Origin of the sequence: Paenibacillus peoriae (genome assembly GCF_022531965.1) — a bacterium.
Taxonomy (GTDB): Bacteria; Bacillota; Bacilli; order Paenibacillales; family Paenibacillaceae; genus Paenibacillus; species Paenibacillus polymyxa_D.
This window is the reverse complement of sequence record NZ_CP092831.1, coordinates 308,913-335,104: the sequence shown is the minus strand read 5'-3', so window position 1 is coordinate 335,104 and position 26,192 is coordinate 308,913. Positions and strand designations below refer to the sequence as shown.

At 44.6% G+C, this 26,192-nt stretch carries 24 protein-coding genes and 1 pseudogene; 10 read left to right on the top strand and 15 right to left on the bottom strand.

What is annotated here, in order from left to right:
* Positions 1 to 181: 181 nt before the first annotated feature.
* Positions 182 to 2,617 (bottom strand): arabinan endo-1,5-alpha-L-arabinosidase AbnB, encoded by a 2,436-nt coding sequence (locus MLD56_RS01430; RefSeq protein ID WP_029516860.1) that lies wholly within the window; start codon positions 2,615 to 2,617, stop codon positions 182 to 184.
* Between the two features lie 430 nt (positions 2,618 to 3,047).
* Between MLD56_RS01430 and MLD56_RS01425 the strand changes: the two genes are divergently transcribed.
* Entirely contained in the window at positions 3,048 to 3,392 is a 345-nt protein-coding gene (locus tag MLD56_RS01425) for a DUF805 domain-containing protein (protein WP_029516861.1), read from the top strand.
* A 317-nt stretch (positions 3,393 to 3,709) separates the two neighbouring features.
* On the top strand, positions 3,710 to 4,108 hold the full coding sequence (locus MLD56_RS01420; protein WP_029516862.1) for a hypothetical protein: 399 nt from the start codon (positions 3,710 to 3,712) through the stop codon (positions 4,106 to 4,108).
* Positions 4,109 to 4,236: 128 nt separating this feature from the next.
* On the opposite strand, the gene pyk is transcribed toward MLD56_RS01420, so the two are convergent.
* Positions 4,237 to 5,652 (bottom strand): pyruvate kinase, encoded by a 1,416-nt coding sequence (pyk, locus tag MLD56_RS01415; RefSeq protein WP_029516863.1) that lies wholly within the window; start codon positions 5,650 to 5,652, stop codon positions 4,237 to 4,239.
* 179 nt (positions 5,653 to 5,831) lie between these two features.
* Between pyk and MLD56_RS01410 the strand changes: the two genes are divergently transcribed.
* The gene (locus MLD56_RS01410) at positions 5,832 to 6,620 is read left to right on the top strand and encodes a helix-turn-helix domain-containing protein (RefSeq protein WP_029516864.1); all 789 of its coding nucleotides are present in this window, start codon (positions 5,832 to 5,834) and stop codon (positions 6,618 to 6,620) included.
* A 26-nt stretch (positions 6,621 to 6,646) separates the two neighbouring features.
* A complete protein-coding gene (locus tag MLD56_RS01405; RefSeq protein ID WP_241113455.1) occupies positions 6,647 to 6,802 on the top strand; it encodes a hypothetical protein in 156 nt (51 codons plus the stop codon).
* Positions 6,803 to 6,971: 169 nt separating this feature from the next.
* On the opposite strand, the gene MLD56_RS01400 is transcribed toward MLD56_RS01405, so the two are convergent.
* The 9 genes and pseudogenes from MLD56_RS01400 to MLD56_RS01360 form a co-directional block, all read right to left on the bottom strand.
* Complete coding sequence (locus MLD56_RS01400) at positions 6,972 to 7,919, bottom strand: NAD(P)-dependent oxidoreductase (protein WP_029516865.1); 948 nt, start codon at positions 7,917 to 7,919, stop codon at positions 6,972 to 6,974.
* A gap of 101 nt (positions 7,920 to 8,020) precedes the next feature.
* A pseudogene (locus MLD56_RS01395) lies at positions 8,021 to 8,287 on the bottom strand (transposase); the annotation flags it as partial.
* A gap of 45 nt (positions 8,288 to 8,332) precedes the next feature.
* On the bottom strand, positions 8,333 to 8,563 hold the full coding sequence (locus MLD56_RS01390; protein ID WP_029516867.1) for a transposase: 231 nt from the start codon (positions 8,561 to 8,563) through the stop codon (positions 8,333 to 8,335).
* Positions 8,560 to 8,895, bottom strand: a complete 336-nt coding sequence (locus MLD56_RS01385) for a hypothetical protein (RefSeq protein WP_152526702.1) — start codon at positions 8,893 to 8,895, stop codon at positions 8,560 to 8,562. Before MLD56_RS01385 ends, MLD56_RS01390 begins: the two co-directional genes overlap by 4 nt.
* A 192-nt stretch (positions 8,896 to 9,087) precedes the next feature.
* The gene (locus MLD56_RS01380; protein WP_029516869.1) at positions 9,088 to 10,506 is read right to left on the bottom strand and encodes a sucrose-specific PTS transporter subunit IIBC; all 1,419 of its coding nucleotides are present in this window, start codon (positions 10,504 to 10,506) and stop codon (positions 9,088 to 9,090) included.
* 67 nt (positions 10,507 to 10,573) lie between these two features.
* A complete protein-coding gene (locus MLD56_RS01375; RefSeq protein ID WP_029516870.1) occupies positions 10,574 to 12,049 on the bottom strand; it encodes a glycoside hydrolase family 32 protein in 1,476 nt (491 codons plus the stop codon).
* Between the two features lie 181 nt (positions 12,050 to 12,230).
* Positions 12,231 to 13,253, bottom strand: coding sequence for a LacI family DNA-binding transcriptional regulator (locus MLD56_RS01370; RefSeq protein ID WP_029516871.1), 1,023 nt, complete (start codon positions 13,251 to 13,253; stop codon positions 12,231 to 12,233).
* 168 nt (positions 13,254 to 13,421) lie between these two features.
* Entirely contained in the window at positions 13,422 to 14,264 is an 843-nt protein-coding gene (locus tag MLD56_RS01365; protein WP_029516872.1) for an aldo/keto reductase, read from the bottom strand.
* 31 nt (positions 14,265 to 14,295) lie between these two features.
* A complete protein-coding gene (locus MLD56_RS01360) occupies positions 14,296 to 15,492 on the bottom strand; it encodes an MFS transporter (protein ID WP_029516873.1) in 1,197 nt (398 codons plus the stop codon).
* Positions 15,493 to 15,681: 189 nt separating this feature from the next.
* Here MLD56_RS01360 and MLD56_RS01355 point away from each other — a divergent pair, with 189 nt between their 5' ends.
* A complete protein-coding gene (locus MLD56_RS01355) occupies positions 15,682 to 16,047 on the top strand; it encodes a winged helix-turn-helix transcriptional regulator (RefSeq protein WP_013368959.1) in 366 nt (121 codons plus the stop codon).
* Between the two features lie 78 nt (positions 16,048 to 16,125).
* Here the strand turns inward: MLD56_RS01355 and adhP are convergent, their stop codons facing one another.
* Positions 16,126 to 17,142: an alcohol dehydrogenase AdhP gene (adhP, locus tag MLD56_RS01350; protein ID WP_029516874.1), complete on the bottom strand. Its 1,017-nt coding sequence runs from the start codon at positions 17,140 to 17,142 to the stop codon at positions 16,126 to 16,128.
* A 217-nt stretch (positions 17,143 to 17,359) separates the two neighbouring features.
* Here adhP and MLD56_RS01345 point away from each other — a divergent pair, with 217 nt between their 5' ends.
* Positions 17,360 to 18,193, top strand: a complete 834-nt coding sequence (locus MLD56_RS01345) for a carbonic anhydrase (protein ID WP_029516875.1) — start codon at positions 17,360 to 17,362, stop codon at positions 18,191 to 18,193.
* Positions 18,194 to 18,304: 111 nt separating this feature from the next.
* Here the strand turns inward: MLD56_RS01345 and MLD56_RS01340 are convergent, their stop codons facing one another.
* The gene (locus MLD56_RS01340; RefSeq protein WP_029516876.1) at positions 18,305 to 19,591 is read right to left on the bottom strand and encodes a Gfo/Idh/MocA family protein; all 1,287 of its coding nucleotides are present in this window, start codon (positions 19,589 to 19,591) and stop codon (positions 18,305 to 18,307) included.
* 138 nt (positions 19,592 to 19,729) lie between these two features.
* Between MLD56_RS01340 and MLD56_RS01335 the strand changes: the two genes are divergently transcribed.
* From MLD56_RS01335 to MLD56_RS01320, 4 genes are all read left to right on the top strand, one after another.
* Complete coding sequence (locus tag MLD56_RS01335) at positions 19,730 to 20,566, top strand: helix-turn-helix transcriptional regulator (RefSeq protein ID WP_029516877.1); 837 nt, start codon at positions 19,730 to 19,732, stop codon at positions 20,564 to 20,566.
* Positions 20,567 to 21,057: 491 nt separating this feature from the next.
* A complete protein-coding gene (locus tag MLD56_RS01330; protein ID WP_029516878.1) occupies positions 21,058 to 21,753 on the top strand; it encodes a response regulator transcription factor in 696 nt (231 codons plus the stop codon).
* A gap of 1 nt (position 21,754) precedes the next feature.
* Complete coding sequence (locus MLD56_RS01325) at positions 21,755 to 22,810, top strand: HAMP domain-containing sensor histidine kinase (protein ID WP_029516879.1); 1,056 nt, start codon at positions 21,755 to 21,757, stop codon at positions 22,808 to 22,810.
* 221 nt (positions 22,811 to 23,031) lie between these two features.
* Positions 23,032 to 24,192 (top strand): alpha/beta hydrolase family protein, encoded by a 1,161-nt coding sequence (locus MLD56_RS01320; protein ID WP_029516880.1) that lies wholly within the window; start codon positions 23,032 to 23,034, stop codon positions 24,190 to 24,192.
* 279 nt (positions 24,193 to 24,471) lie between these two features.
* Here the strand turns inward: MLD56_RS01320 and MLD56_RS01315 are convergent, their stop codons facing one another.
* Together MLD56_RS01315 and MLD56_RS01310 are read right to left on the bottom strand one after the other, a co-directional pair.
* Positions 24,472 to 24,621, bottom strand: coding sequence for a hypothetical protein (locus tag MLD56_RS01315; RefSeq protein ID WP_155271741.1), 150 nt, complete (start codon positions 24,619 to 24,621; stop codon positions 24,472 to 24,474).
* Positions 24,622 to 24,659: 38 nt separating this feature from the next.
* Positions 24,660 to 25,958: an ABC transporter substrate-binding protein gene (locus MLD56_RS01310; protein WP_029516881.1), complete on the bottom strand. Its 1,299-nt coding sequence runs from the start codon at positions 25,956 to 25,958 to the stop codon at positions 24,660 to 24,662.
* Positions 25,959 to 26,192: the final 234 nt, after the last annotated feature.

Here is a 26,192-nt window from a genome sequence, read left to right as displayed (position 1 = left end):
TATTGCTGCTTCAAAGCTGTGTTCATTCGGCGGGAGCGAGTCATTAACGCCTACTTAAAACATTATATCCGCAGTTGCTACCTATTATACCAGCAATCAAGAAATAAATATACAAAACATTGCGCAGGAGACGAACTTCTTAATAAAAGCCCATCTCCTGCGTTTATTTGCTTATTTTGAACTACAATTCTGCCAGTGCTTTAATTTCCTCTGCTGTCAGCGCTTTGTTATACAATTGAACTTCATCCAGGCTGCCATTGAAGTAAGCATCGGCGGCAAAGCGGCTTTTGCCGAGATAAGCCTCGCTCGTCAGCAACTCATTGGGATTAAAGGTAATACCGTCATTAACAGCTACTTCCTCACCATTTACATACAATTTCCCTGTATTCCCTTCCAGTGTAACCGCTACATGTGTCCACTGGTTTAGCGGTAATGATGATTTGGAAAGCAAGCTTTGATCCGTACCTTCATGGATTGTAAACTGGAGTACACCGCTACCTTGGGAAGGGGTAAGAAACATATGCCGGGCTTGGCCGTTGCCGAAGTCAAAAATCCGTTGCCAAGCTGCACCGCCCTTCCAGTTCACCCAAGCGGAAAAGGTAAAATCCTTCGCATCTGTTACTGTATTTGGTAGTTGCACGTAACCATCCTTACCGTTTAGGACAAGCGCACCGCCAAGCTTCCCGTCTTTATCCCATGCAGCACCACCATAGGTCTTACCATCAAATTGATTGTATGTGCTGTCGACAACCGTAGTTCCTTGATCTTCACTCCACGAATAGCGTGCGAGCTGAGGACCTTGGGCCTGCCCGGGAACAATGGCTGTAAAGCTTTTCTTAGCGGTGGCTTTGTCCTTTTTAATGGTCGCCGTCAATGTAACTGTTACAGGCTGAGAACCGGCTTCTGGACGGTATACATCACCTGTCACAGAAATATTCTCCGGGTGGGTGGACTCCCATGAAATAGTGGTATCTTGTGCTGCTTGAGTAGGTAGCGTCAGATTATAAAGAACATTGCTCGTATCGCCCAGACTAAGGTCCTTCTGCACAGCAGTTACAATCTTGCTGGCCTTCAGGTCAGGCTTTAGCGAACCCCATACCGCAACACCCTTGGAGGATAATGCGGTAAAAGCAAGCGTCTTGGCACCTGTGTCTGGATCACGGTGCCGCAGGAATACACCTTTGTACTTCGTGCCCTCTGCTGTAATTTCCAACTGATTGTCTGCCCCCAACTTCCATGTACCGTTCATTCCACCAGACAGTTTGCCACCGCGATCCAGATTGACGATAACAGCTTGCTTAATATTTGCCGAAATATCCTTCCCATGATTTACATACGAGTATTGACCGAGGACATCCTTATCTGACAGCCTTTTCAGTGAATCCTCATCTCCCGAATAACGATAAGGAGCAACCACAGGCCAACCGTCAGCGTTCATGAACATTTCATGTACCCGCACTTCAAACTGTTCGCCTCTCCCAGGGAAACGTGAATGAAAAATGACAAAATGCTTTTTCGTCTTGGGATCATAATAAGCCGAGTTGTGTCCGGGCGACACATAGCCTGCACCCAGTCCTGTACCCGGATCACCAATTTCTCTTGGAATCAGGTAATTACCTATCAGTTTGACACCGTATGGTTCAATGGAAGCGTCATCAAAAAGTGGTTTGTCCGGATTCGCCTTGACCTTGATCATATCGTTGCCTTCAGCATCGTAGAAAGGACCATCCGGTGTTTTGGACCGAGCCACCCGTAGGTTGTATCCGCCATCCGCTGACAATCCACCATACGATAGGAACAAGTAATAGTAGTCCGTTTGCGGACTGTATTGTATGTACGGCCCTTCCATACGAGCATGGTTGCCGCCTGTCAGCTTTTTCCCGTAGCCTTGACCTGGGAGCGGCTTCCCTGTTTTTTCATCCATCTGCATAATGAAGATGCCTCCTGAGTAGGAGCCATATACCATCCACAGCTTGCCGTTCTTATCGTAAAAGGTGTCCGGGTCCACGGCGTTCGGATGCTTGGTTGCGTCATAGATCGCCCCATCCTCACTCGGTTGGTCCCACATACCGGATTTTAGAAAAATCCCTTTATTCTTATACGGCCCTTCAATTTTATCAGCAACTGCTAGGCCCATTGCTGAACGCGGGGAATCACCTTTACAAGCGTTATAATACATATAGAACTTGCCATCTGCCAGTTGAATGACATCAGCTGCCCACAGCGTGTCTGTCTGCGCCCAATCCAGTGCTTCCTTTAATTCTTCTTTAACGTTGGGAATTAATGCATTACCATTCGCCACTCCTGTAGCAATCGTATCCCAATTCATGAGGTCTTTGGACTTGGCAGCCGCAAGATGGGAGCCAAAAATGTAAAATGTGTCTTTCACTTTCAGGATGGATGGATCATGTACGGAAGTCTCCTTGAAGGAAACGGCCTTTTTACTTTGGATTGAAAGGTTCCCCATATCTTGAGCCTGAAGGGAAGTTTGACCCACACTTTGAGCCTCAACTGTATCTAAATTGAGTGTTTGCTCGGCGCCTACCAAAGAAGCAGGCAACAACAGCGCACCTGCGAGTGAAGCTGCCGTTACTTTACGAACAAATAAATGCTTCATAAATTAATCTCCTCTCGTTTTGAACATCCCTGATAACATAAAACAATTTTGGGAAAGCGGTCAGGATTATGTTTGTATTAACTTCTTCGCCCTCGAATTTAAAGTTACTTATCCCTCCTGTCCAATTTAAAGCGCTTTCAATAGATTTGAAAAATAAAAGCACCTTCTGTTAAGAAGGCCTATTCAAACCTGACGGTTAACCGTACCTCTATATTATTCAATGGATATGGAAAATTCAATATGTAATTTTATATTTTTATAAATTATTCACTGTATTATTAATTATAATAAATGTATTGCTTTAATTCCTAGTTTAAAGTTATAATTTGACAAGTAAAATTCTATATGTTACCTGCCGATATATTTAAAAACAACTGTTTTATGATGATTATAATACAAATATTTACATTTTATGAGGAGGTGAAAATATATGCAATGGTATTTAAATGGATTAAAAAACTATGTAGGATTCCAAGGTAGAGCAAGACGTACAGAGTATTGGATGTTTGTACTATTTAGTGCAATCGCTAGCTTTGTAGTCAGCCTGATCGATAGTCTTGTAGGCTTATCACCGGTATTGACTTTGATTTATTCTCTTGCTGTCCTGTTGCCATCCTTGGCCGTTATGGCCCGTAGACTGCATGACACAGGTAGAAGCGGATGGTGGATTCTAATCAGTCTGATCCCTCTCGTAGGGTCAATTATTTTGATTGTATTCTTCTGCCAAGACAGTCAGCCTAGCGACAATAAGTATGGAAAAAACCCTAAATTGTAATGGTTGCAGATGTCTAAAACCTCTTTCACTTTTGTGAAGGAGGTTTTTTTCATATCCGGCAGAATCCAAAGGGTAAATTACTTCCATTATTCACATCCATGAATTTTTTTAGCTTTACCTGTTTACATTCTCCTCTTTTAGTTTATTTTAAACGAGTATTAAGCTGGCACTAAGATTGGGTGTGTATGATGTATATTAGAATCTGGTAACTACATAAGCCGGATCGGCTAAAGGCATAAACATTACTCCCGTTGGATATCCATATAAGGCTCCACTCTGTCAGAAATTGAATGAAACACAAAGGAGATTTTACACTTATGAATCGAAAACGAATGTTGGTCATCTGTACACTGTTGCTGGCGTTGTCTATTGGGCAATCTTCTACTTGGGGAAGTCGGGCTAATGCTGCTACACTGGCTCCAGAGAGAGCCCCTCAGGTACAGGATAATGAAGCTTCCAAGGATGATGAACTGTTGAAAACATTGGGCGCATCCTCGGATGAGCAATTATATGAAGCGTTGTATAACGGTCAAACCTTGGCAGATATTGCACACACCAATAATCAGGATGCACAGGCTGTCGTTGATTTACAAGTAGCTCAGTTAACGGAGCAGTTGGATCAACGACTGGCTAATAAGAGCATTACGCCTGAGCAATATCAAGCCCATAAAGCAGAATTGACACAGGTCGTTGCTAAAAGTGTGTTCGGGCTGTAAGTCAGTGACGTACGTGGCCAGCTATACGCCGTAGTTCATGACACCCTCAGAGGTGCTTCTTAATTCATGTCAAAAAGGCGCTCCCCCGACGGGATGGCGCCTTTTTGCTGTCTATATTTTGTTGTAAATTACACTTGGTATACTCGGATCAAGTTAGTGGTGCCCGCCTCAGCGACTGGAACACCCGCCGACAGGACTACAGTGTCACCTTTATGGATATATCCTGCATTCAGAGCGTTACGGATGGAGGATTCGAACATTTCATCCGTTGTAGCTACTTTATCCCCTTTGATCGGGAACACACCGGATAACAGGCAAATTTTAGCGAATACCGTATTATTCGGAGTAACCGCAATAATAGGCGCCTTCGGACGATATTTGGATACCATACGTGCCGTGAATCCACTGGCAGTCGAGGTAATAATCGCTTTGGCATCCAGCTCCAGAGACGAACTTACCGCACCCTGACTAATCACTTCGGTAATGTTGGTGCTCTGACGTGCTCTGCGCTTATCGAACTGCTCCTGATAATCCAATTGTGATTCTGCACTGGCAGCTACCGCAGCCATGGTCCGTACAGACTCGACAGGATATTTACCTGCAGCAGATTCACCTGACAGCATAACAACATCGGCTCCTTGCATAACGGCATTAAACACGTCACTAACTTCAGCTCTCGTCGGACGCGGGTTCACCTGCATGGATTCCAGCATGTGGGTAGCTACGATAACGGGCTTGCCGACCAGATTACACTTGTCGATCATTTCTTTTTGCATCACAGGCACATCTTGAATCGGCACCTCGACGCCCAGATCGCCACGGGCTACCATAATGCCATCGGAAGCTTCGATAATATCATCCAGGTTTTCCATGCCTTCAGCATTTTCAATTTTGGAATAAATTTGGACATGCTCCGCATGATGGCCCTTCAAAATCTCACGGATTTCGCGGATATCGTCGCCTTTACGCACAAAAGAAGCCGCAATAAGCTCAACGCGCTGCTCCACCCCAAATTGGATGTGTCTCACATCTCGCTCCGTTACGCCTGGAAGGGTTGTATGAATCCCTGGCAGGTTTACACCTTTTCTCGGCTTCAAAATACCGCCGCTTACAATATTACAAATCATTTCCGTACCTTCGATGGAGGTTACAGTCAGATCAACCAAACCGTCGTCAATGAGAATGCGGTCGCCTGGTTTGATGTCCTTCGGCATATCCGGGTAATTCACTGAAATACGATGCTCGTCCCCTAGAATCTCTTCTGTGGTCAGAATGAGCTGGCTACCTGGCTTCAGCAGACAAGATGCCTCTCTCAGCTTGCCAATCCGTATTTCCGGTCCTTTAATATCCATCATGACAGGGATAAAGGTATTCATTTCCTTCGCAGCCTGACGCACATTTTCGATACGTTTAACGTGATCTTCCAGCTCACCGTGAGCCATATTCAAGCGGGCTACAGTCATACCAGCCTGGATCATTTCTTTTAACAAATGAATGGAGTCACAGGCAGGTCCCATAGTACAAATAATTTTCGTTTTAAGCATAGTAATGTCATCCTCCTGAATGTCTTTACTGTATGGTTTTCTATTCCACTTTGCTTCTCTATCTACATTAAACTTATATGGCTCTATTCTACCTGTACCCGTGCACCAAGACTATGAACTATAGTATGATGAATGTACTACAGTATAATGAATGTTGAAGACATCGGAGAGTGAGTTTCGTGATTACATTGGTAGATATACGGCAGGACAACGGAGTGGACTGGTATGAAAAGGCTAGTGCAAATAGCGACAACGATGACTTACTGTTCATTTTGGTCACCTTTGGCAAATGTGTATATTGGGTGAACGATTGCAAATTCATTCTCGGTAAAGGTGAAACACTGCTTTTACCCAGTCATCTGGATTACTATGGCAAGAGCATTCCTACGCTTTTTCATACCAAGTATGTGATACATTGCCGCAAAACATGTACGAACAGCACACTTCCCATCCTGAATACTGACAAGCCGTTGTTGATCAAGCCCGGATGCTACGACATGCTGCATGAACGGATCAAATCGATGTACTATCAATGGACTGAACACCCAAGCTACTACACCATGATGGCTGACTGTCTGCTGACCGAGGCCATGATATATATGAATCAGGAATGGGACAAAGGCGCCATTTCTTGCGATCGAGAGCGACATGTGGAACATATGAAACAGTATATCCAGAACCATTACCGGGAAAAGGTAACCAAGGAGGAGCTTGGCGACGCCATCCGTAAAACCCCCAATTATGCCGCGACGCTGCTGCGTGAGGTAACACGCCAAACGATCAGCGAGCATGTACATACGCAACGTATTAAAACCGCCATCTACATGCTGACCGAGTCCCGGCTAACGATTCGTGAAATTTCGGAGTATGTGGGATATAGTGATGTGTCCTATTTCCATCGAATCTTCAAACGGTTAACAGGCTGCTCACCGTCCGAATTTCTGGATGAACGTTCCTCCATCGTTTAGAACTACAGAAATAGGATTATGGGAAGATGATACGAAGCAATTTTGAATTTGAAGCTAGGGTGTGTACGCAAACTGTGAAGCCGTCCTCTGGGTTGCCCGTACCGGTGCTTCATGGCATTATTTACCCGATTATAATGGCCCATGGTCTTCAGCCTACAGCTTTTTCTGGCGTTCGTGGTTGATGCACTGGGGAATCGGCTCCGCTTTGAGTTGACACCGGGACAGGCAGATGATTCGGTAATGGATTCCGAGCAAGCAAGACCGGAGGAGAAAGCGGGCGTATGACCAGGATACGTATAAAGAACGGCCAATTGATCGACTGCTTTTTTATAAAAAGAAAAATTATCAGAACTATAACACCTGATTAAGCTTGCTTTCGGGTTCTTCACCGTTTTTTACATGTTTTATATTATTCACAAAGAAATCATATCTTTTTTTATGCAACTTGACGCCATCTGGCATGCCGGCAGTATGGGGAGTAAGTATGACATTACTCAGATTCCTTAGTTCACTGTCAATTGAAAGCGGTTCAGATTCAAACACATCCAAGCATGCTCCTGAAATTTCTTTATCTTTTAAAGCAGCTATTAAGTCATTTTCATTGACAATCCCACCGCGAGCCGTATTGATAAAAAGTGCGGTATTCTTCATCTTTTTGAATACTCCTTTATCAATCAGTTGTTTGGTTTGCGGATTCAGTGACGTATGTACAGTGACTATATCTGATACGCTTAAAAGATTATCGAAATCCGTCATTTTTACAAAGCTGTCAGGTTGTACAACGGCATGTCTAGCATTAACCAGCACATCCATATCAAAAACCCTGCAAAACTCAGCTACTTTTTTACCGACAGCACCAAAGCCGATAATTCCTATCGTTTTACCTTTTAATTCACTTCCTGTATAATCCAACTGTTTTTCATCTGTTCTGGTTTTCATGAATCTATCAAGGTAGGGTATGTTTTTATAATAAGACAACATCAGCGCCATTACATGCTCGGCCACTGCCTGCGCATTCACTCCTGCAGCATTAGCTACCCAAATACCTAGTTGCGTGCAGGCATCAATATCTACATTATCATACCCTGCACCCGTCTGTACCAGCTTCAATTTTTTTGCCATGGAAAGTAAGTCGCGATCCACTTTGATATGTTCAGGTATGATTACCTGGCAGTCTCCAATATGATGCAGCATTTCTTTTCCCGGCGGCACAATTACAATGTCCCAGTCATTAGGAAAATATTTTTTAATATTTGATTTTGAAATTTGTGTAAAATAGCCTACTATAAGAATTTTCATTGTCAAGCCACCTCCAATTTCTTTATTTTTACAATAATATGTTTATTGATATTTGTAAAATTGATCGTTTATATAAATTCTACATAGACTGAATTTTTGAATTACATTCGTATTCCCAAGCGATCAATGACCTCCAACGATTTGTCATTGACGCGTTTCATGAAGGCTGCGACATTGATTCGGATATGATAAAACTTCTTGTAAAATACGTTGTGAACGACATCGCTCTTTAGCCACTTCCATAAACCTTCAATCAGGTTAAGGTCAGGCGAGTACTTCGGCAGAAAAACAAATTGTAATCGGTGATGCTGCTTCAAGAAATCTTGCACTTGGGCTGCATGATGAATGCGGCCGTTATCCAGGATCATCCACAATATCGACCTAATTAGATTGATTAGAGCCTATACGCAAACCTATTTGAGCCACATCCTTATCGAAATCAACGCCAAAAAAGCCTTGAACATGCTCGCTGTCTTGTCATAGCGAGTTGCCCAGCGCCGATACTGTTTCACTCGATTAAAAAAGATTTCGATTAAATGCCGTTCTTTATACGTATCCTTGTCGTATTGAATGACGGTTATAACCCCTCCGATAAGAACAGTTAGACCTAAGACAACAACACTTGTTCTTAATCGCTTGTTCACACGCACACACCTCCCTTCTCAAAAGATGTATTACGTATTTTAGAAAATATTGGTATTATAACGAGTTCATAAAAAACATAATAATCGTGGTTAAGTACCATTACCTGATATTCTCCAAAACCTGAAGCTTTAATTTGAAAATTCCTATTTTCATCTGTATATCTTCCGTAAACGGCAAAAACTTCTTTTTCAACAGCAATTGATTCTATGGGTTTCGCATTTTTGATAACTACGTTATATTCTTCAGGCGTCAAACCGCTCAATAATGAATTCGAATTAGCAATTGAAGAATATGGTGGGAAGTCCATTTCATTGAGATGCTCTGAAACCATTGCGTTATGAGCCGATTGTTGGCCAAAGCCAAATTACGTATCCGGATACGTAATGATAAAGTCTATAAAAAACGGTCTCCCCACCTGGAAGCTTCTCTAGCATCCCTTTTCAACAAGGGCCTAGAGCGCTCCAAAGTAGGGCGACCGTTATAGTTCATTTATATGCGAATCTGTGCTTATTCCGAAATCATATTAAGTTGAAGAACCCGCTGTTTTGACCTCTTCCAGCATTTTATCGTTATAGCCAAACATCCAGGTCAGGACAAAGGCTACAACCATAGCAGCCAAGTTCGCCAAAATGTAAAGCGGAAGCTGATGGTTCATGTAGAGCAACGTGCCTGGAATGACTGTAACTGCCATACCTGTAGCCGCCAAATGGAAGAGTGAAGCGATAAAACCGCCAACCGCACCACCGATAAGCCCCATGACAAAAGGCTTCATGTATCTCAGGTTGACCCCGAAAATAGCCGGTTCCGTAATCCCCAGAAAAGCAGACAACGAGGAAGGAAGTGCTAACGCTTTTAGCTTGCTATTCTTCGTTTTCAGTCCAACCGCCAGACAGGCAGCACCTTGAGCAGCCATAGCGCAGGTAATGATGGCGTTAAAGGCGTTCGCGCCGTTCTTTTCAAGCAGTTGAATCTCCAAGAAATTAAAGATATGATGCACACCTGTAACAACGATAATCTGATGCAAGAAACCGATGACAATCCCTGCAATACCGAAAGGCAAATCCAGCACAAACGTTGTTCCGTGCAGCACCCATTCTTCGAGTGAATGGAAAATCGGACCGATGGCAAACAATCCCAAAGTGATCATGATCAACAGTGTTAAAAACGGTGTGAGAATCAAATCTAGCGCTTCAGGCACCCGTTTGCGCAGCGCCCGCTCCAGCTTGGCTCCGATCAAGCCCACGAAGAAAGCTGGCAATACCGAGCCTTGATAGCCCACCACAGGAATGAATCCGAACATCGTCAACGGGTGGGCTGAACCGTCCGCAACACTATAAGCGTTGGGCAAGGCTGGATTTACCAGCATCAGACCGAGAACGATACCCAGCACTGGACTACCACCGAATACTCTAAAGGCTGACCATGCGACTAACGCTGGCAGAAAAGCAAAGGCCGTATCTGTTAATACTTGTGTGTACAATAGAAAATTGGGTGAAATGTCCTGTGGCGTCATGCCAAGTAGAGCGAGAATTTGCGGCTGAGTGAGCAAGCCACGTAGCCCCATGAACAGCCCTGTAGCGACCAGCACAGGAATAATCGGTACAAACACATCACCAAAGGTACGGATGGAGCGCTGGAAGACGTTCCCTTCCTTTTTCGCCTGACTCTTCACCTCTTCTTTAGATGAACCAGTCACGCCAAGCTTTTCAACCTCTTCGAAAATTCGATTTACCGTACCTGTACCAAAAATAATCTGATATTGCCCGGAATTGAAGAAAGCACCCTTGACCTTGTCGATCTCCTCAACTTTTTTCTGATCAATTTTCTCCTTGTCATGCACCATAATCCGCAAGCGCGTCGCGCAATGAGCAAAAGATGCAATATTTTCTTGCCCACCGATTGCCTGGATCACTTCTTTAGCTATTTCTCTGTTCTCCGCCATGATGTTCATCCTCTCGTTGATTCCGTTATGTTTGATGATTAACGATCCACTTGATGTTTTAGCCTACTCATGTAAAATCCCATTTCACCGCCTGGAAGAGAGCCTCTCCCTTGTCGGCAAAAAAGCGTATTTCGTCACTCTCTGGATGCGGAAAAATACGACTGGTGAACACCTCTTCCCCATCATTGACGAAAATCTCAACTGAAGACGCATCTACAAACAAATGAAGTTTGATATGATCTTTATCCCATGAACACTGCCGTATCTCACCATACGAAGTGGCTACAGGCTCACCTGATTGCGAACGATCCAATACAAGTTTGCGACTGATGGCATCATATTTAATTACCGTTTTCTCAGTCTCACTCGCACGGAATTCAATACCAAACATCTTAGCGCTTAAAAGATCTACCTCACAGATCAGCTCATAGGCCGTACCTGTAAATCCTTCATAGGTTTTGCTCTCTGAGAATAACGTGTCAGCTACCCGATCCTCACGATTTCTGCGTAGCGTAGTCAGCTCAGGAATTGGCCGCTGCAAGAGTTTGCCCTCATGAAGCGTAAGCTCCCTTGGTAATGTCAGACAATGAGCCCATCCGTTCGGATCTGTGGGATAGTCGATATCCGGCAGACCCATCCATGCCACCATAATACGCCGCCCCTGCGGGTCAATCATCGTCTGTGGCGCATAGAAGTCAAAGCCTCTGTCGAGCTCGTGGAATGCGCCGTGCTCCAGTATTTTTGTACCGGTATCTAACGGCTTGCCGATTACGTAGCCCGATTGATAAATATTGTGATTTTCATCCCCGGAAGGCTCCAAGCCCTGAGGAGAAAAGATCAAGACACCTGCTTCGTTCAGTTCAAAATAATCCGGACATTCCCACATGTAGCCAAACGACTCCAGCCCTGTGCACAATTCTCCCTCAAACTCCCATGAATGAAGGTCGGTTGATCGGTAGAGGACGGCGCAGCCTGTTAAATTCGTTCTTTGGGCACCAATCACACAGTAAAAGCTATCGCCGTCTTTCCATAGCTTGGGATCACGAAAATGGTCTGTATACCCTTCTGGCACATTGGAAATAACGGGGTGCTCCCATTTAGTAATGCGACCGTTCTCGTCCATAACAGCCATGCATTGATAAGGATGTCTGATCCAATCTTCATCTCGTGCATTTCCCGTATACAGCATATATAATTTGCCCTCATGCTCCAGTGCGCTGCCTGAGTAAGCCCCATGTGAATCAAAATAATCCCCAGGTGCAATGCCAATACCCGCACTATTCCATGTGGCCAAATCTCTGGATTTCAAATGATACCAGTATTTCATCCCATGATCCGTTCCGAGTGGAAACCACTGATAAAATAAGTGGTATTCACCTTGGTAATACGAAAAGCCATTAGGGTCATTGAGCAAACCTGTCGGTGGCTGGATATGAAACCCCTGCCGCCAGTGACATTGCTCCACTTTCTCCTCCAAGCTGGCTATTTCACCGGGCTCTGCCTGCTCGATCACTCGATACTTTTGTTCTCTTGTCATTTTCATAGTTGTACCTCATTTTTATTAAAACTTCGCCTCAGGAACCGGTTCCAAATTAGTGAAAAAAATATTCTTTCGGAACCGGTTCCCATACGATTAAAAAAATGCTCATCCATGGATTTGCAACCGATTCCACTTATGTCCGTATACTATGGAACCGGTTTCGAAGAAATTATAATCCACTTGTTCAGCGTTTGTCAACGCTTTCTCTTTCGATAAGGGAATAATTCATGACCGTCACTTTTTCTACCGATTTATGTTCTACCAGCCGCATAATATTTTGCGCTGCTACACGTCCAGCATCCATATACGGATATTGAACGGTTGTCAGCGCAGGGTGAATGACCTCCGTAATATCGTATCCCCCAAAGCCAGTTACCGACAAATCCGACGGAATGACAATCCCTCTGGAATAAGCAGCATTGATTACGCCCAGCGCAATATTATCCGTAGCACACACCATTAACGTTGGCTTGAAATTGTCCAAAATAGCGGATGCAGCAATTCGTGCATCGGACATTTTAAATCCGGTCTCATAGTATCTGATATCATACCCTGCTGCTTGCATCGCATCGTCCGTACAAGACTCAGTAGGCAATGCATCGCGTACAGCCTGCCTAAAGCCCTCCTTGCGCTGCACACCGACGGCAACATCCTTTTCAGTAACACCAACGTAGGCAATTTCGCGGTGTCCCTGAGACAAAACGTACGTGCCAATATCATATCCTGCACGATAGTCATCATGGATAAGGCTATGAAGCTGCTCGTGCTGCTGGCCCACCAGCAACACTGGAATACCGATGTCACGAATCGCGGTCAGATGGTCGTCTGTAATTTGAGCAGCCAGCAAAATGATACCCGAAATCTTTTGTCGGCCCAGCTCATAAATGGCTTCGATTTCACGCTGTACATCCTGGCTCGTATTGGAGATCAGCATCTGATAATGCTGAGAACGCAGTTCCTCATCAATCCCCATCAGCGTATGAGATGTCGCAAAAGAATCCAGACGCGGCACAACGGTGCCGATGATGTTGGTCCGCTTCGCCTTAAGACTCTGGGCAAAGGCATTGGGCACATAGCCCGTGGCTTTAACCACTTTTTCAATTTTTCGTTTCGTATCCACGCTGACAGACCCGCCGTTCAAAAAACGGGATACCGTGCTCTTGGATACACCAGCCATTTGGGCTATATCTGCAATCGTCTTATTCATGAAGTCCCCCGGAGATTTTTCGTATTCACAAGCTTCCAAAACGTCTCTTTTCACATAACCCTATAATACCATATGGCGGGATTGGATTGCTGTGGCTCCAGACCCATCATGCACAAAACGCCGTCCCTTCAGTGAAGAAGGAAACGGCGTCTCATGATGAACGTAATTTTAAAAATCAAAGTTATCCGGATCTGGACCTACCCGAAGATCGGCATTTAACGCCTGAATTCGATCCATATCCTCGCGCGTCAGTTCGAAGTCAAAAATATCGGCATTTTCGACGATCCGATGCGCCTTGGTAGACTTGGGAATGGTGACAACTCCCTGCTGCACATCCCAGCGTAAAATCACTTGCGCCACCGATTTACCGTACTTGGTCGCTATGTCTTGCAGTACCGGATGATCCAGCAATTGGCCTTGCATTAACGGGGACCAGGCTTCCATTTGAATGTCGTTCCTTTGACAGAATTGCAACAGCTCGGTTTGGGTTAATTGTGGATGGAACTCCACCTGATTGATCATTGGCTTGATTTCAGCATCTTTCATGAGATCTTCCAAATGATGAATCTGGAAGTTGCTGACTCCAATTGCCTTAATCCGTCCTTCTTTATACAAGGATTCCAACGCTCTCCAAGCTTCTTTATACTTTCCCTGAACTGGCCAATGAATCAGATATAGATCCAGGTATTCCAGACCCAGCTTATCCAGACTGGCTTCATAAGCTGCTCTTGTCTCTTCATAGCCTAAATCTGCATTCCACACTTTGGACGTGACGAACAGTTCTTCTCTGGACAGATTATTTTCCTGAAGGGCTTCCTGAATAGCCTGCCCTACACTGCTTTCATTCGCATAGATTGCAGCTGTATCTATACTGCGGTAGCCATGCTTTACAGCAGCCTTTATAGCATCGACCAGCTCCGAACCTTCCTCCACTTTAAATACCCCGATGCCAAACCAAGGCATACGAACTCCGTTGTTTAACAATGTTGTGCTTTGTAAGTTTTGTGTCATTTTGTATCTTCCTCTCTATTTTTTAAAAGCTTTAACCTGTAATGGTAGTTGTATCCCTTTTTTCGAGCATACGACTCCAGCCTGTGAGCAGGACCGCAACGAAAACCATAATGCTCCCGATCCAGGCTGTATGAATGAGACCGAGTGAATCCGTTACAATTCCGCCTACATAAGCTCCGATGGCTATCCCTGCGTTGAAAGCAGCAATATTAACAGCAGAGGCAACATCGACAGCTTTGGGTGCAAACCGTTCGGCTAACATGACTACATATACCTGTAACCCGGGCACGTTCATAAACGCAAGCAATCCCATAAAGAAGATCGTAATCAGTCCTGCCGTTTTAAAAGGTGCCGTGAACAACAGGAGAAAAAGGATCACTGCTTGAATCAGAAACATGTAAAACAAAGCTGAAAGCGGCTTACGGTTTGCTGCTTTTCCGCCAATGACATTCCCGATGGCAATCGCAATTCCATACAGCAAAAGAATAAACGTTACCGTACTTTGCTGAAATCCGGTTATGTCGTGGAGTAATGGAGATAAATAAGTAAACACCACAAATGTGCCTCCATACCCCAAAGCTGTAATGATAAATGCAAGTAGCAAGCGACCATTGGTAACCAGTTTGACCTGCTCGCGGAAAGGAGTCTTGTTCCCTTTGCGCAGTGTAGATGGCAGCAGAATCAGATTGGCGATGAGTGCCACTACACCGACGACCACAATCGCCATAAATGCAGCCCGCCAACCCCATTGCTGCCCAATATAGGTACCCAAAGGTACACCTGTGACTGTGGCTACGGTCAACCCGGAGAACATAATGGAAATCGCACTCGCTCGACGATCATCCGGCACAAGATCGGCCGCGATGGTGGAACCGATGGACATGAACACCCCATGGGCGAACGCCGAGATCACACGTGCAATCAGCAGCAAGGCAATTCCACTAGAGACCGCAGCAAGGCTGTTACCTGCAATAAATATAATCATGATCCACAGCAGCAACGTTTTACGGGGAACACTTGATGTTAATGAGGTCAAGACAGGTGCCCCGATGGTAACTCCTAATGCATACAGCGTTACAGTTAGTGCGGACATCGTTACAGATATGTGCAAGTCTTCAGCAATGAGGGGAAGCAGTCCCACGCTGATGAACTCAGTTGTCCCAATCGCAAAGGCGCTTACGGCTAGAGCCAGTAATGGCCATATACTTCCTTTTGATTCTGGCGACATGTTTTTCCCTCCTATCTATAGAAATCTTCAACCAACAGATGTTATTATGAGTTATTCAAGCAATTATGAACAGTACGTACTTTTTAGTGATATAGGTACCAAAAAGTACCCTAAATAAAGTCCTTTTTGATTAAAACAGGATGTTAAGGTATGTATAACAGAAAAGCGATACACATGGAGGGATCGGCATTGGGGAAGAAAAAATACAATATCTCTGTTGAGGCGACGTTAGAGGTGATCGGGGGGAAGTGGAAATGCGTGATTTTGTGTCATTTGACACATGGAAAGATGCGGACAAGCGAATTAAAACGGATGATGCCTTCCATAACACAAAAAATGCTGACTCAGCAGCTTCGTGAATTAGAGGAAGACGGCATTGTCAATCGGATTAGCTATAATCAGGTTCCACCCAAAGTGGAGTACGAGCTTAGTGAATATGGATGTAGTCTGAAAAGCATTTTAGATTCTCTTTGTGCCTGGGGAGAAAGACATATCATCAAAGAATATGGGGATAAATCTGCGGTTTTGGAAGATAACATTCTGAATAAGCTGTAAAGCCAAAAAGAGCGCCTGCAATACATCAGCAGGCGCTTCCTCTCTCTAAATTCCAAGGGTTACCAATTCGATTTCATTTTATTTTGTGAAATCAATAACCATACGTCCTTGGATTTTGCCCTGCTCCATTTCCTCGAAGATCTCATTAATGTCTTCGAGCGGACGTTTTTGTACAAGAGGGACGACTTTACCTTCTGCAGCGAACTGGAACGCTTCTTTAAGGTCTTCACGAGTGCCGACCAAGGAGCCAATAACTTGAATGCCGTCCAGAACCAGACGAGGAATGTCCAGATCCATCTTATCGGTTGGAAGACCTACAGCTACAACACGCGCGCCAGCTTTTACAACGTCGATGGCCTGGTTGAAAGGTGTTTTGGCAACAGCAGTAACCACGGTTGCATCCAGACCAGCACCGTTTGTTAATTCCTTGGCACGAGCGACCGGATCTTCTTTCATGCTGTTAACGATATAGTCAGCACCAATTTGTTTGGCCAGTTCTAGTTTTTCATCACTGATGTCAAAGGCTACAACTTTAGCATTGAATACATTTTTGGCATATTGCACCGCCAGGTTACCCAAGCCGCCAATGCCGAAGATACCGATCCATTGGCCTGGTTTGATTTCACTTACTTTAACTGCTTTATATGTTGTAACCCCTGCACAAGTTACACTACTTGCAGCGGCAGGATCAAGACTATCTGGTACCTTGACCGCGTAGTCAGCTGTGACAATACATTGCTCTGCCATTGCACCGTCTACCGTATATCCGGCATTTTTAACTTCACGACACAGCGTTTCCCGCCCAGTTAGGCAATATTCACAATGACCGCAGCTTTCGAACATCCAGGCAATACTTACGCGATCACCAATTTTAAGACTGGTTACTCCTTCACCTAATTCAATGACTTTTCCAATACCTTCATGCCCTAGAACTCTGCCTGTGACATCACCGAAATCTGCATTTTTCACATGTAAATCTGTGTGGCAAACTCCGCAGTATTCAACTTGGACTAACGCTTCTCCATGCTTCAAGGAACGCAAAGGTCTCTCTTCTATACTGACTTTCTTGTCTTTTGTAACAATTGCTGCTTTCATGTAGATCTCTCCTTTAAATAGATATGGAATTATTTTGTAATGTACACTCATTATTATAGTAATTTTTGCCCAAAAAGGACAAATATAAATCTAACTTAAAACTATTTAATCCAAAAACGCTTCTTTCTAAGTCCTTGGACCCTTGTAGGAACTTTGTACAATAATTTACAATGTAAAAAGTTTCACATATTCTATTTTGGAAGAAGGATAAAGAAACATGAAAAATTGGAAAGGTTGCCTGTTCAGCATATTTGCCATTATCTTGGCTGTATCGGTAACAGGATGCAATTCACAGCCCGCCATTTCTAGTACCACTAGCACTTCATCCTCATCAGTTAACAACGCTCATGCAGTTGTTCAGAAAGGCCCACACTGGTCCTATGAAGGAGATCAGGGACCGGAACATTGGGGAGAGCTGGAAAAAGATTTTGTTGCTTGTGGTAACGGCCACGAACAATCTCCTGTCAATATAGAGCATACCCATCTGGAAGCATCGCAAACACAGCAACCGCTGCAAGTTCATTACACTAAAACGAAAGCATCCATTTTGAATAATGGGCACACTGTGCAAATCAATGTTGCCGATGCCAGCAATAACATCATGCTGGACGGTACTAAATTCACTTTAAAGCAGTTTCACTTTCACCACCCGAGCGAACATCAAATTGATGGTAAAAATGCTGAAATGGAGCTTCATTTTGTCCATCAAAGCGACAACGGAAGCACAGCTGTCTTAGGGGTCCTTATCCAAAGTGGCAAAGAAAACAAGGCTTTCAACCGCATTTGGTCCAAACTGCCGAAGGATATTTCCCAAGAAGCGGCTCTGGATGAAGAAATAAATCTCGCTGCGCTGCTGCCAAAAGACCTGCACTCCGTTCGCTACAACGGATCGCTGACTACCCCGCCATGCACAGAACATGTAAATTGGACAGTGCTGGAGCAGCCTATTGAATTGTCCGCAGACCAAATCAACCAGTTTGCTGCCATTTTCCCCGATAACCATCGTCCTGTACAACAACTGGGAACCCGGGAACTGACTGCTGATAAATAATAAAATAAAGTGCCGTAAGATGTAAGGTGCATTCTATATTTGAATACCAAAATAAGACCCCTCTGTTCAATCTAGTTAGAGGGGTCTTTTCGGTATTAAATTTACTACTCATTACAAGCGCACCAGTTCCTCCACCTTCACTGGCTGACCTGTACGCATAGAGCGGTTGGCGGCGATGCCAGTTAAAATGGACCATGCACCGTCGATATGTGAGGCCGCACGATGAAACCGATCCTCTGCCGGCTTATCAAAAATATCCCGCAGCATAACTGGATCTCCTCCGCCATGACCACCTACGCCTTCTTCTACCTCGACCTCATAAGGTGCTGCAAAGTGGGGATAGATGGTGATAGTCTTCTCTTTGAGCGCACCCTCATCTGCCTTGCTGCCACCGGAATTAACATAGGATTGCTCGGATACCCGAACCTCCATCCGTCCCTTCGTGCCATTAAATACGATGATAAAGCCCTCCCAAGGCATATAAGCATTCAGTGAATAGTTCATCACCGTCTTGTTCTGATACTTCACCATGACACTCAGCGTGTCTTCTATGCTGATATTGTCGCCAAATACGCTTTGATCCCGCACATAGCCATCCTCATGCTCAGCATCCAGATACATACTTTTTAGATGCTCATTACGGTCCAGGTGTAGCGCAAAGGGGTCATTCTCCGCTGCCTTGCTGCCGTAAGCCCGTTGATAAAACTCCGTCACGCCACGCTGCTCCGCATTTTCCCGGCCGTAAAATTTCAGATCTCCCATCGCATACACCGTCTCCGGTTTCGAGCCAAGCCAGAAGTTCATCAGATCAAAATGATGCGTCGATTTATGCACTAGCAGACCACCGCTATTGCGCTTGTCACGGTGCCACCGACGGAAATAATCTGCGCCATGCTGTGTATTCAGCAACCACTCGAAATTGACTGACAGCACCTCTCCGAGCGTTCCGTCCATAATAATCTCGCGGATTTTCGTATTATGCGGCGCATAGCGGTAGTTAAAGGTGACGCGCAGCTTCCGTCCCGTGCGGTCTATGGCATCCAGAATGTCTTGGCATTTGTCCTCATCCACCGTCATCGGCTTCTCAGAAATGACATCACAGCCCAGCTCCATCGCCCGGATAATATACCGGTGATGCACCCGGTCAATGGTCGTGACAATGACGATATCCGGCTTCGTCTCCGCGATCATCCGATCAAACTCGTGTGCTTTATAGGTCGCAATCGGCTCATGCTCGTATTTCTCCTGCAACAGCTGATTGGCATAATCCATTCTCGTCTGATTGACGTCACAGAACGCGATCAGCTCCGAGGTATCTTTGAAAACGGTAACAACTTCACCGTAAAAAAATTCGGCTCTTCCTCCGGTACCCACAAGCGCATATTTGATTTTAGCCAATTGGCTCACACCCTTTACATGAATTGCTTTTATTTTATAGTATAAGAAAGAGCGAAATCTTCGCTTTTATTATGATTTTTCCCAAAAAATATACATATATTATCCTTATGTATTCTTTCATTAAAGGAGACTATCGATATGATCGCTACACCCCGCTTTGCCATTGAGCAAGCGCTACGGACGGTGCCATTCAGCATGTCCGCCGACCATGTCCACCAAGCGCACGAAATCTATTATTTGCTGGCAGGAGAGCGTTACTACTACATTAATCAGCGGGTATACGCGCTCCAGAAGGGCGATCTGATTTGGATTAGCAAACATGATTTTCACCGTACAAGTAACAAGGGTAGCGGTAGCCATGAACGGATTTTGATTAACTTTGATGAAGAATTTGCAGCCTCGCCAATGACTGTCTCTCCCTCCAGCGATCAGAACCAGCCTCTTCTGCCAGAAAAAAGCTTTCTGCTTCGCCCCTCCGCGGAAGAACAATGCGAGCTGGAGCATCTATTCCAGCAAATGCTGGATGAATACTACCAAGAACATGCCTACCGCCAACTATATCTCCAAAGCTTGCTACTCCAGCTCCTTATCCGCATCCGGCGCATACAATCGGCCACTGCCGATACCATTGCACCGGAACGTAGCGAAAAGCAGCAACGCGTGTACTCAGTCATCGCATACCTGCATGCTCATTATGCCGAGAGCCTGTCACTAGATCAGCTGGCTGATCATTTTTATATTAGCAGCACGTATTTGTGCCGTATTTTCAAGCAGACAACAGGTTTTACCTTAGTAGAATATCTTCAAGATGTGCGGGTCCAGCAGGCTCGTGTGTACCTGAGAGAAACAAACTGGAAAGTGACTTCCATTGCTGAAAAAACGGGTTTTGACAGCATCGCTCACTTTGGTCGTGTATTCAAGCATCTTACCGGGCACACCCCGCTACAGTACCGAAAAAAATACAAAAAGGAGTAGCCATACGAAAAATCGCCATCTCCTGTTCCAAAGGTTCTCGGAGTTTTAAAACCCGAAGGGTTGGTGTAATCCAAAATGTGCGTTACATCTCCCTTTACATTACGATAATAGCTGTTACTATAGAGCCATGATCCCTTACTGATTTCAATCAGTAAGGGATTTGGAGCGGAATACCCATTTGAGGTATACCATGTTTCATGATCTTCCCATTTGAGTCCTATCAAAGTCACGTGGAGTGCGTAGCTCGGATGGACTTTATCGGAAAAGGCTGAAAACCAAAACTTGTGATGGTTTTCAGCCTTTTCACACCGTCTTTTGATTAGACACACTCCCGGACATTACGTCAAAAGCTATATGCAGGTCTTCAAGCTGGAATATGTGCATAGCTCGACCGCAGAGACGCTTTGAACGCTACTTTTTTCAATGCGAGAGGATCATGCGGCTCTTGTTTTATAAATTCAGTCCACTTAAAGCGGCTGGGAGGTATAAATATGCTAAAAACGATATTAGTTGTAGACGACGATGAAGAAATCGTAAAACTCATCACAAAGAGTTTAAGATACGAGCAATTTGCAATAATTTCGGCATATTCTGGGGAAGAAGCCTTATCTGCATTGGAAGAAAATAACATCGATTTCATCATTCTTGATATAGTAATGCCTGATATGGATGGACTTGATGTCTGCAGAAGTATCCGAAATTCTTATAATGTTCCAATTTTGTTTTTAAGTGCGCGTGATAAGGACATTGATAAAATCGTCGGGCTCGAAATAGGAGCAGACGATTACATGACCAAACCTTTCAGTATTCAGGAGCTTGTCTCCAGGATAAAGGCTCACTTCAGAAAAGTGGACAGGCTTTTTAAAGAGTGGGATGAACTTAGTCCCAGTAACGAAAAGGCGGATTCTCCGCTCATTTTGAACGATAAGACGTTTGAAGCATTCCTGAATAGCAGGAAGCTCGACTTATCAACGAAGGAATTTCAGATTCTGTCTATCCTCATGCGCCACCCCAATAATGTATTGACTCGTGAACAGATATATGAAAACGTCTGGGGAGACGAATACGGAGAAATAAATACCGTAACGGTTCATATAAAAAATATCCGTAAGAAACTTGGTCCTGAATATGACTTTATTAAAACAATATGGGGCATAGGATATAAATACACGGAAAGAGAGCAATAGTATGAAACTGAAAATAAAGCTTCCTCTTTTGTTCCTGCTGATGTTTATAATATTCATGTTTTCGATTGGAATGTACCTGAAGCTTGTCTTTGCAGTATATTCCCCTATACGCAGTTCATTGCTGGACTCGCGATATATAGCATTGCTCCTGCCCATATTTGCAATTGCCTGTTTCATATTTATTATTCTGATTATCTATATTCATTTTTGCATAGAGAAACCCATTCAGCTTCTGAATACCAGGCTTGAAGAAGTAAATATTGTACATCCACTGCCTCCGCTAGCTCTGAGAAGTAATGACGAGATCGGAGAACTTTATAAACACTTCAATAAGATGGAGCACCGGCTTCAACTCGCCCACAAAGAGCAGATCGAGATGATCGCGGCAATTGCCCACGACTTGAAAACACCCTTGACATCTATTAATGGTTTTACTGAACTGCTGGCTACGCACAAGGATTTACCAGAAACTGAAAAGCAGGAATATTATGATTTGATTCAAAAGAAGTCAGGATATATGGTTGAACTCATCAATGATTTTTCCAGCTTCACCAAAGAAAAACTGGAGTTGGAATCTATGGTAGCTACACCTGTAAAAGCATCAAAATTATTTGAAAACATTGCCCTTGAATATGAGTATGAGTTGGCAGGACTTGACAACGAGCTTACTTGCCGCCATTCATTTACGGAAAATATATTGCTGATGGTCAATGAACCGATGATACGTCGGGTTTTCGGCAACCTCTTTAGCAATGCTGTAAGATATGGAGGGAAAAATAAGCTGAAAGTGTATATGACTGGATACCCGCTAGGACAGTATGCCTTTTTTCAAATCGAGGATAATGGAATTGGAGTGCCGGAAAAGGATATATCTTCTCTGTTCCTCAAATTTTTCACTGTGGATAAATCGCGGCAAATCCAAAAGGGCGGACTGGGGCTGGGGCTTGCAAGCTGTAAATCCATTATTGAACATCATAGGGGCGAAATTTGCGCCTACCCTTCCGAATATGGCGGTTTGGGGATAAGATTCAGTCTTCCCTTGGCCGCACAACACTGATTTTATTTGTGCACATTTTCTTTTACTACAGGAGTTAAAGGCTACTGCCAGGTGTGAACACCCAGGCAGCAGCCTTTTTTATTTTTTCAGTGTTTTATAATTTTTTATATTCTCTTTACAAACATTTATTTTTCTTTTAAAAAAGCTTTATCTTTGTGTTGTAAAAATTACTTGTAGTAAAAAAACTACAATCAATAGAACTGGAAAAGGAGGATGTTACAATGTCAATTGAGTTCAGCCGTTGGCCCAATCACTACATGATGTCATACCAAGTCACCAAAGCTTTAGGTATGGCAAGCCTCGGTGCTACGGATGTCACCGAGATCTACGAGGCCTGCAAAAAAATTGACCCCGATGACAAAGATACGTGGCACAGGGAATGGCTCATAACGGCTCAGGCATTGGAAAGACACGGCAAGGAGGCCGAAACGGCTGGAAACTGGTATACAGCACGAAACTGCTACATTCGTGCCTGCAATTACTACAGAATTGCGGAATATGCGGTGATGGATGATGACACCGAGAAAATCCGTGTATTTAAGAAAGTAAATGAACTCTTCGAAGCTGCCGGAAAGTACTTCGATGTCCAACCGGAGAAGATCCAAGTCGATTACGAAGGTGTCAAGCTGGATGGTTACTTCTTCTCCCCTTCCTGGATAAAAGGTCCGAAGCCGACCCTTTTTGCTCTCAACGGTGGCGACGAGTGGTCAATTGAAAACTATTTCTGGCTAGGTCCCGCTTTTATTTCGTGTGGATATAACTTTCTGGTCTATGACCAGCCTGGCACCGGCCTCTCGCTGTACGAAAAGGGAAAAGGAAGACGAGCGGACAGTGAGGCTTTCCATTCCCGAGCAATCGACTTTCTTCTAACGCGGCCGGAAGTCGATCCCGATAAGATTATCGTGCACGGTGAGAGTTTTGCGGCTTACGACTCTTTGCGATTCGCTTCGTTCGATCACAGGATTGCTGCCGTCATCTCCGACGGTGGTACGCACGCCTTTGATTGGGATGCAATGCTTAAATGGATGCCACCGAGTCTGGCCGCACATGGCATGAGAATTCTGGGGGCAAAAAGCTTGGAGGACTTTGCGGGTAATCCGCGTTTTGCCTATGATCTTGAGGGCGTGCTCCACCAGATAGAATGTCCGCTTCTTGTAATGCACGGAGCGGAAGAGATATTGGTTCAGCCAAATCCGCTGACACAAGCCTTGAAAAATTATGAGCAAGCGGGTTCGAAAAACAAGACGTTCTTCCCGATAGAGGATAGACGACTTGGCGGATTAGAACACTGTCAGGTAGACAACATCAACGTGCTGCATGAGGTAGCGCTGAATTGGCTCTGTTCAATTGGGCTTGGGCCAGCCGCACCTCGCCCTGAGTGATTGCCAAGACGTCATAACGTAAAAGTCTATTTCACTCGCATTCTCCTTTCGTAGTTTTGAATATGAGTCAATCGTTTCTTTTGTGTGTCTAGATTATCAAATAGTACAGAAGAAATTTCAATGGATGGCGTAGATAGTATGTTGATGACGTAAACAGCATGAAATACGAGTACATTTCCGTCCGGACAACTAAAGAGGGTGTCGCAAATCAGCTGTAAATTAGCTGTTTCGCTGCACCCTCCATTCATTTGGGCATGCCTCTCTGATGATTCATAATATTCACGGCAATACATCATCTGAGTATACCTCAAGCAGGTTATTAATATGATTTCTGCTCACGGGAAGATTGGTAATCTCATGACCATTAAAAATATCGACGTTCCTTGCTTGTTTATAAGGCCCCCACAGCGCTTGATGCTTTTTCGGCATCTGGTCACCTTCCTCCCCGGCCACGGGTCATCCCGTGCCTACTTGACCGCCTTGGATATGATCTGATTCAACTTTTCAATAGTTGCCGCAGCATCCTGCTTGCCCAAGAACATCAGGTCGATGGTCTCCGTGATATCCGAGTTCAACCCCGGCACCTGAGCATCATAGGCCAATGCAGATCCATGAGCATGCCCTATGTTACATCCCTCGGTCAAATAGCTTGAATGCTCAATGGTCGCCTTTTTCATAATGCTCTCATCTGCGGCAGCAAGCGTACCCATGGCATTCCCACCTTCAACCAGCCGCGCCTCCTGCCCCTTCACAGAGACGTAGAATGCTGCCAGCTTCATGGCCTCTTGCACATGCGGACTATTTTTATTTACAGCTACATAGGCAACCGGAATGGCAACGGGCTCATTCTTTCCGCTATTGGATGGCCAGTAGATATAATCAAAGTCGAGGCTTTTATTTTGATTAAACAAGGGCTCCAGCCATCTTCCCGCCGCCAGCATACCGACTTGATTGGACATGAACATCGCGTCAGCCCCTTGCCCTTTGGGAAGTGATCCGAGATATACGGCATTTCCCCTTTTCACCATATCGTACATAAAACTGAAGGCTTCCTTGCCCTTTTCATTGTGGTCCAGCACATATTTGCCCTGTTCATCAAAAATCTGACCGCCATTCGACCACACCCATGAATACCAGTGAGCCCACCAGTTTTCCGCAATATAACCCTGTTTTCCGGCTGCCTTCAGCTTGGAAGTAGCCTCCTCAAAGGCATCCCAGTTCCATTTGCCTTCGTCATAGTATTCTTGCGGCGTCTTCACGCCTGCTTCCTTGAATACCTTTTTGTTGTAATACATGACCATCGGGTTTGAGTCGGGAGTGACCCCATAGATTTCCCCATCACGCTTTGCCGGTCCCCACAATCCTTCTGGAAAATCCTCAGCCTTCACATCACTTGCATCACTTTTTAAAAACTCACCCAAAGGCTGTACCTGCTTCGCCCCGATCAAACGCGCAATCGTCGGTTCATACGAATAAAACACATCCGGTCCGCGACTTCCCTGAAGCTGTGTCAACAGCTTTTGCTCATATTGGTCTCCCGGTACAGGCACCAGCTTAACCTCGATATTCGGGTTTTCCTTTTCAAATGCATCGAGTGCCCGCTGATACACCTTTACCTCCGCAGGATTACCCCAAACCTGCATCGTAAGCCGCACTTTTTGCCCGTCTGTGTTCTCTATTTTGGGAGAGGTACTGCATGCCGCTGCAAGTAAAAACAGAACGATAAGGAAAAATCCAATCTTTATCCAGCTCATGTAATCGTCCACTTTAACCGCCTCCTGTAGCTTCACTTGGTTGTATGCCTTCCTATTTTAAAACGCTTACAAAACTTCCCTATCATCATATGTAGAAGGGTGAGACACGATATCCCCATTTTCATTTTCATATAAATTTTCTCTTTTGGAGGACTCTGATATGACAGCGATCAAGGGAAAGTAAAGGCTGCACAACAAAAAAAGAAGAATACAGATCACCTGCTTCCTTCTTTCGTATTCCTTGAG